Annotated in this window: 8 protein-coding genes; 7 read left to right on the forward strand and 1 reads right to left on the reverse strand. The window is 46.9% G+C overall.

Features of this window, described 5'->3' with window-relative positions:
- Positions 1-37: 37 nt before the first annotated feature.
- Positions 38-1,327, reverse strand: a complete 1,290-nt coding sequence (locus tag CHH53_RS16885; protein ID WP_095217311.1) for a glutamate-1-semialdehyde 2,1-aminomutase — start codon at positions 1,325-1,327, stop codon at positions 38-40.
- A gap of 235 nt (positions 1,328-1,562) precedes the next feature.
- On the opposite strand from CHH53_RS16885, the gene CHH53_RS16890 reads away from it, so the two are divergent.
- From CHH53_RS16890 to CHH53_RS16920, 7 genes are all read left to right on the forward strand, one after another.
- Positions 1,563-1,988, forward strand: a complete 426-nt coding sequence (locus CHH53_RS16890) for a potassium channel family protein (protein WP_233135194.1) — start codon at positions 1,563-1,565, stop codon at positions 1,986-1,988.
- A 61-nt stretch (positions 1,989-2,049) separates the two neighbouring features.
- Positions 2,050-2,520, forward strand: coding sequence for a thioredoxin-dependent thiol peroxidase (bcp, locus tag CHH53_RS16895; RefSeq protein ID WP_095217305.1), 471 nt, complete (start codon positions 2,050-2,052; stop codon positions 2,518-2,520).
- A gap of 68 nt (positions 2,521-2,588) precedes the next feature.
- A complete protein-coding gene (locus tag CHH53_RS16900; protein ID WP_095217306.1) occupies positions 2,589-3,686 on the forward strand; it encodes an aminopeptidase in 1,098 nt (365 codons plus the stop codon).
- A gap of 184 nt (positions 3,687-3,870) precedes the next feature.
- Positions 3,871-4,827: a D-2-hydroxyacid dehydrogenase gene (locus CHH53_RS16905; RefSeq protein ID WP_095217307.1), complete on the forward strand. Its 957-nt coding sequence runs from the start codon at positions 3,871-3,873 to the stop codon at positions 4,825-4,827.
- Complete coding sequence (locus CHH53_RS16910; protein ID WP_095217308.1) at positions 4,827-5,372, forward strand: cob(I)yrinic acid a,c-diamide adenosyltransferase; 546 nt, start codon at positions 4,827-4,829, stop codon at positions 5,370-5,372. The genes CHH53_RS16905 and CHH53_RS16910 overlap by 1 nt, the downstream gene beginning before the upstream one ends.
- Positions 5,373-5,492: 120 nt before the next feature.
- Entirely contained in the window at positions 5,493-5,936 is a 444-nt protein-coding gene (gene perR / locus CHH53_RS16915) for a peroxide-responsive transcriptional repressor PerR (RefSeq protein ID WP_095217309.1), read from the forward strand.
- Between the two features lie 143 nt (positions 5,937-6,079).
- Positions 6,080-6,949 carry a nucleotidyltransferase-like protein gene (locus tag CHH53_RS16920; protein ID WP_095217310.1) on the forward strand — a complete coding sequence of 290 codons (870 nt, stop codon included), beginning with the start codon at positions 6,080-6,082 and terminating at the stop codon, positions 6,947-6,949.
- Positions 6,950-7,231: the final 282 nt, after the last annotated feature.

Raw genomic sequence — 7,231 nt, forward strand, 5'->3', positions numbered from 1 at the left:
GGCATCAGCGAAAGTGCTGATGCCTTTTAGCATACCCTTATTTCATTTGTTCGAAGCTTGATTTCACGGCTTCCAATGTCCGCTCGATATCTTCCTCTGTATGGGCGGTCGTAATGAACCATGCTTCATATTTAGAAGGAGCAAGATTGATCCCTTGAGCCAGCATAAGCTGGAAGAACTGGGCGAATTTCTCGCCGTCGGATGCAGAAGCTTGTGCATAATTCGTTACTTTTTCATCTGTGAAGTAGACCGCAAGAGCGCCTTTTACGCGATTGACAGTGATCGTTATGCCAGCGTCGGCTGCATGCTGTTTGATGCCATTTTCCAGTTTCGCCCCAAGCTCTTCAAAGCGATCATATACACCTGGCTGCTGCAGTACTTCCAAACAAGCGATGCCTGCTGCCATGGAGGCTGGGTTTCCGGCCATTGTACCAGCCTGATAAGCAGGTCCGAGAGGTGCGACTTGATCCATGATTTCTTTTTTGCCGCCATAGGCACCAATCGGAAGGCCGCCGCCGATGATTTTACCCATTGCTGTCAGATCCGGTTCCACGCCGAGAAGCTGCTGGGCGCTGCCGTAGGTGAAGCGGAACGCTGTGATTACTTCATCATAGATGACAAGTGCACCTTTGGCATGCGCATACTCATTCACCTTTTCAAGGAAGCCGGGCTCTGGTGTCACGATGCCGAAGTTGCCGACGATCGGTTCGACAAGGATACCGGCAATCTGGTCGCCCCATTTTTCCAAAGCGTCATACAATGCATCTGGATCATTGAATGGAACGGTGATCATATCTGCCGCGATGGATGCTGGTACACCAGCGGAATCTGGTGTACCCAGGGTGGAAGGACCTGACCCTGCCTCCACCAGTACCGGATCGGAATGGCCATGATAGCAGCCGGCAAATTTGATCAGTTTATTGCGTCCGGTATAGGCACGGGCGACGCGGATCGTCGTCATGACTGCTTCTGTACCGGAGTTCGTGAAGCGGACTTTATGCAGGGAAGGGATTGCTTCCTTCAGCATTTGCGCGAATTGATTCTCCAGGCGTGTCGGTGTTCCGTATAACACACCGTTGTGGGCTGCTTTGGTGATGGCTTCTGCAATATGCGGGTGCGCATGACCAGTGATGATCGGGCCGTATGCAGCTAGATAATCGATGTACTTGTTGCCATCCACATCCCAGAAATAAGCCCCTTGTGCTTTCTCCATATATATCGGGGAACCGCCGCCGACGGCCTTGAACGAGCGGGATGGGGAATTCACACCGCCGACGATATGCTCCTGTGCTTCTTTATGTAACTGTTCTGATTTCGTCTTATTCATCATAGGTAAACCTCCGTATCATTCTCTCCTCCAGTATAGCACAGTCCCTATGGCTCTTCGAAAAAAGCAGCTTGCTTGCACATAGTCGGGACATGCCGCTCGTAAACTAATAACTAATTAGAAAAGCGGAGAAAGCGTTTGGGAATGGAAGGATGAAAAAGGGAGGGTGGAATGTGTCCTTCCCATTGCGTATCCACCAGTTCCTGGCTTTTGCAGCTGGACCGGAGGGATGGACATGGTGTTTGTATTGGTGATCGTGATATTCATTGCCTTGATCGGCTGTATGTATTCCTTTTTTAAACATGAGGTGAAATCCTCCTCGATATTTTCTATCGATTTATTCCTATCTTTGTTGTTCCTATATGTAAGTGTGATGCTCGCTTTTGGCCTGTTTTATTTCATCCTGTCGATTGAAGGCATCGTTCTTGCAGAAGGCGGTGACCTGATCGATTCCTCGCTTGCAGGTTCCTTGCTGCATTCCATCTATTTCAGCGGGGTCACGTTACTTACCGTAGGCTACGGTGATATCCTGCCTGTAGGTGTCGGTCGGTTCCTGGCACTGATTGAGGCGCTGATCGGATATCTGCTGCCCTCTGGATTGGTTTTGAAGGTATGGCAGCACACGGTCGTAAGGCAAAAGATGAATGGCGAAGGAGATTAGTTGTGCTCCTGGCTTAAATCGGATACGCTAAGATATATCAGTAATTCAAGGAGGTCTTTCCATGACAACAGAAATCGGCAAAGCAGCACCAAGCTTCACCCTGCCTGCGACAAACGGAGAAATCGTTTCCCTTCACGACTTCAAAGGTAAAAACGTCGTACTTTATTTCTATCCAAAAGATAATACACCAGGCTGTACGACAGAGGCGTGCAGTTTCCGTGATAATCATGATAAATTCACCGATCTGGATGCAGTCATCATCGGTGTCAGCCCGGACCCGATAGAAAGCCACGAAAAATTCATCAACAAATTCGATTTGCCATTCCTTTTGCTAGCAGACGTAGACCATGCCGTGGCAGAAGATTACGAATGCTGGAAGCTGAAAAAGAACTTCGGCAAAGAATATTACGGAATCGAACGCTCCACTTTCATCATCGACAAAGAGGGAAACCTTCAAAAGGAATTCCGCAAGGTGAAAGTGGACGGACATACCGAAGAAGCGCTGCAGTTCATCCAGGACAATCTGCAATGATATTCGCGACCCAATGCACATGCATTGGGTCGTTTTTGTTATGATGGAAAATAAAGGAGATGATATCGATGAAAGATCCTCGCTTGAATAAACTAGCCAAGCTGCTTTTATCTCATAGTCTGGAGCTGAAAGAAAATGAGAAAGTCATTATCAGTGCAGTTCCAGCCAGTAAACCGCTTGTGAAGGAAATCCTGAAGGAAACGTATGCGCTGGGTGCTATTCCATTCTTATTTTGGAATGAAGAAGAAACAGAACGAATCATCATGGAGCATGCCCCGGCAGAACAGTTCCGTTTGACCGATAAATGGAATTTGGAACAGTTCAAGGATACTGATGCTTTTCTCGTGATTCGGGGAAAAGAAAATGATGCAGAGCTGGGCAGCGTTCCGAATGACCAGTTCATCAAGCATGGGAAGCTGATGAAGGCATCCGATGACTACTTGTATGAAAACCAGAAATGGGTGCTGTTCGAATATCCGACACCTGCGGCGGCGCAGAAGGCGAGGATGAATCATGATCAATTTTACGATTATGTGATGGATGTAAGCACAGTCGATTACGAGGTGATGCGCCAAGCACAGCAGCCGTTGAAGGATTTGATGGAGCGTACAGATCGCGTTCGTATCGTCGGTCCGGAAACGGATATTTCATTTTCCATCAAAGACATACCAGCAGTCATTTGTGCAGGTACACATAATGTACCGGATGGGGAAGTATACACCGCACCTGTCAAAGACAGTGTGAATGGGACGATTACATATAATACGCCAAGTCCTTACCAAGGTGTCATCCATCATCAAGTATCCCTCAACTTCGAGAATGGGAAGATTGTCAAGGCAGTATCCGATCACACCGATAATTTGAATGAAGTGCTGGACACAGATGAAGGGTCACGCTACATTGGTGAGTTTGCCCTCGGGGTGAATCCTGTCATCAAGGAGCCGATGGGGAATATCCTCTTTGATGAAAAAATTTCCGGCAGCCTGCATTTCACGCCCGGGGATTCCTATGACGAGACCGAGAATGGCAACAGCTCCTCCGTCCACTGGGACCTGGTGCTCATCCAGCGCCCCGAATATGGCGGAGGCGAGATTTATTTTGATGATGTGCTGATACGCAAGGATGGCATATTTGTACTGGATGAACTGAAAGGGCTCAATCCGTGACAAGCGCATATACAGGGAGGTCATTGCTTGCATATAGTACAGCATGAAACCTCCCCTACATGATATTGGCTCAGACATTAAGTGTCTGGGCTTTTTTTATGAAGGCTGTTGCTTTTCGTGCTCGATGCAAAAAGGGTATAGTAAAGGGAGAAAACAAATACATACACTTTTGGAGGGGATACATATGCAAGTTCTCGTAGCAGTGAAATTAGATCAGCGAATGAAACGGCATTTTGAAACTTCTTATCCGGATATCACTTTCCAGTTCAGTTCCACAAAAGAAGAAACAGAGGAACGCATCAAAGAAGCGGAAATCTTGGTTACCGGCGGAAGGGGAGCGGATGAGGCATCGCTCCGCAAAGCGGATAAGCTGAAGTGGATCATGGTCATTTCTGCTGGTGTCGATAATCTGCCGCTTGAGCTGATGGCCCAAAAAGGCATCATGCTGACAAACGCCAATGGTATCCATCGAATCCAGATGGCGGAATATGCGATTTCGTCGATACTGGCTGTGGCCCGCAATGAGCGTGCTTTCCTGAAGAAGCAAGAAGAGCATGTATGGGATAAGGATCTGATGATAGATGAAATCACAGCGAAAAAACTGGTAGTCGTCGGGGCTGGTGCCATCGGTCAGGAAGTGGCCCGGTTAGGGAAAGCCTTCCGGATGCATACAATCGGTGTGAGCCGCAGCGGTTCTCCGAAAGAGTATTTTGATGAAGTATATAAACAGAAAGATATTGACATAGTCCTTCCGCATGCAGATTATCTGATTTCCATTCTGCCAAGTACGAAGGAAACCAAATATTTCTATAAAGAAAATCACTTCGACCTTATGCCGAAGCATGCGGTCTTCCTCAATATGGGGCGTGGAGATGCTGTGGCGACGGAAGTGCTGCTGGATGCTTTGGACAAAGAAAAGATAAAAGCTGCCGTGCTGGATGTTTTCGAAGAGGAACCGCTTCCTGAGGATCATCCTTTCTGGGATCATGAACGTGTTGTGTTGACTCCGCATATGGCCGGTAAATCCCCGCATTATATCGAGCGGGCAATGGATATCTTCGAAAAGAACTTAACGGTATATACAGACGAATCAGCCGAGAAGCAGTATATAAATAAAATCGATTTGGACAGAGGATACTAATGAAGATTTACACGAAAACAGGGGATAAAGGGGAGACTTCCCTTATCTATGGAACGAGGGTGCCGAAAAATCATCCTCGCGTCGAGGCTTATGGCACGTTGGATGAAGCGAATGCAGCAATTGGCACGGCAGTCGGTTTAATGACGGTTGAAAATGCTCCTTTCCGTCAATCATTGCAGCGTGTCCAGACACTGCTCTTTCATGCAGGAGCTGAACTTGCGACGCCGCCTGATAAAGAGGTTCAATGGAAGCTGGAAGCAAAGCACACAGCCAGTTTGGAGATGGAAGTCGATCGATGGACAGAAGAGCTGCCTCCGCTGAAACAATTCATCCTGCCAGGCGGATGCCCAAGCTCTGCTGCTTTGCATCAAGCGCGCACCATTGTACGACGAGCGGAAAGATTGATTGTCGCTTTGACAGAGGGAGATGGCAGCAACGAGGTACTCCGCTTCATTAACCGCTTGTCTGATTATCTTTTTGTCGCGGCAAGGTATGCCAATCTCCTGCATGGGGCAGAAGAGATTCTGCTTGTCCCGGATATTTAAAGGGTAGCAGGGTTTTTTATTGACAAGATCAGGCAACGCCCTTTACAATTTAGAAGAAGTATAATGTAAGAATAGTCATCGTTTAGACAAATGTTTTATCTACAAGTGAAAGCGAGGTGCATGACGGTGTCTGAACAGAGATTACAAGCAGCAGTGGAGCGATTGAAAGAATCCGGCGTCAGAATAACACCACAGCGTCATGCGGTGCTTGAGTTCTTGCTGAATTCCAAGATCCATCCTACCGCTGATGATATATATCGAGCGCTAGAGGATAAGTTTCCTAATATGAGCGTAGCAACGGTCTACAACAACCTTCGTGTGTTCCGTGAGAACGGGTTGGTACGGGAGTTGACTTATGGAGATTCCTCCAGCCGATTCGATTGTGATACAGATGAACACTACCATTTGATTTGCGATTCATGTGGGAAGATTGTCGATTTCCATTATCCAAGTCTTTATGAAGTAGAGAAGCTCGCTGCCCAGGTAACTGATTTCGATGTAACTCACCATCGGTTGGAGTTGTATGGTACGTGCCCGGATTGTCAGCAAACAACCAAGCATTAACCTCGAGCGCAGTCTTCTATAGATAGAAATGCCTTTGTCACGTTTGTGATGAAGGCTTTTCTTTTGTCAGGTAAAAGAGGATTTTGAAGAAATATGTTGAATTACTACTAAAATATATAGAATTACACAGCGGAGGGATTGCCTTGGAGAACATTCTTCGTCCGATTTATCAAGAACGTGCCAGTATGCCGAATACATTGGGTATCATCCTAGTGGAAAAGACAAAGCCGGTAAGTCCGACCACGGATAATTTCGATATGATTCTGTTGGTGATCGTCAAACAGGCAGACGAGCCGTGGTTCACGAAGCATTACAGTTATGAGGGGAAGATAGCAGCGATGCATATCGTCGAGGAGTCGCTGCTTCATTATTGGATTGACACTAGCACATATCGGCGGGCGGTTGAATGGATCTTCGAAGGAAAGGTTGTTTTCGATCGGAATGAATATATTGAAAAACTGAAAAACGAGCTGGCGAGCTTCCCATATGAAAAGCGGAAATTGAAAATGACGATCGAATTTGCAAAATTGATAAGTGCCTATGCCGAGACAAAGGATCTCCATGACAGCGGGCAGTACCTCGATGCATATACGCGGATGGTCCGTTGTCTGCATTACCTGGCTCGGCTGTCCATCATCGAAAAAGGACATCACCCGGAAGTCACCGTTTGGAATCAGGTGCGTAGAATAGATTCGGAAGTATATAAGCTTTGTGAAGAATTCATCCAGAGTAAGGAGGAAACGGATCAGCGGGTGCAGCTTATGCTGCTTGCCGTCAATGTTGCCATCAATGCCAGATCCCACTCCGCTGCGGAGCACCTGCTGCGTGTCATGCGTATGAAGGATGAGGCATGGACCTTCGGGGAATTGAAAAACAGACCGGAAGTGGAAGCCTATGCTGCGCATTTGAGTGCACTCCTCAATTATTTAGAGGAGAAGGAGATCATTGAAGCGGTGCTGACAGAAACGAAAGGCAAGGCAATATACCATCGGGAATACCGAATCAAAGAATGATGATAAAAAATACGAGGGCAGCTGTCGATGTAAGTTACTGTCCTCGTTTAAATCAGTGCTGATGCTGATATGGTTTTATGGGAGGATATGTGCTAAGCTGGTTTGGCTGTGTACGGCATATTGTATGAGTTCAAGATTATTATAAAAAAACTATTGACGATGATTGGAGTGCGTGTTATATTTATAGGCGTCGTCAGCGAGCAACAACGCCTGACAGCACAGAGATAAAAAACATGTTGACAACGCAAGTTGAAACATGATATGATGTTCTAGTCGCCAAAC

This window comes from Terribacillus sp. 7520-G, from assembly GCF_002271665.1.
Taxonomy (GTDB): Bacteria; Bacillota; Bacilli; order Bacillales; family Amphibacillaceae; genus Terribacillus.

Bases quoted from the DNA above. Each gene is read 5' to 3' on its own strand.
- CHH53_RS16885 (WP_095217311.1), bottom strand. From the start codon at position 1,327: ATGAATAAGACGAAATCAGAACAGTTACATAAAGAAGCACAGGAGCAT.
- CHH53_RS16890 (WP_233135194.1), top strand. From the start codon at position 1,563: ATGGTGTTTGTATTGGTGATCGTGATATTCATTGCCTTGATCGGCTGT.
- bcp (WP_095217305.1), top strand. From the start codon at position 2,050: ATGACAACAGAAATCGGCAAAGCAGCACCAAGCTTCACCCTGCCTGCG.
- CHH53_RS16900 (WP_095217306.1), top strand. From the start codon at position 2,589: ATGAAAGATCCTCGCTTGAATAAACTAGCCAAGCTGCTTTTATCTCAT.
- CHH53_RS16905 (WP_095217307.1), top strand. From the start codon at position 3,871: ATGCAAGTTCTCGTAGCAGTGAAATTAGATCAGCGAATGAAACGGCAT.
- CHH53_RS16910 (WP_095217308.1), top strand. From the start codon at position 4,827: ATGAAGATTTACACGAAAACAGGGGATAAAGGGGAGACTTCCCTTATC.
- perR (WP_095217309.1), top strand. From the start codon at position 5,493: ATGACGGTGTCTGAACAGAGATTACAAGCAGCAGTGGAGCGATTGAAA.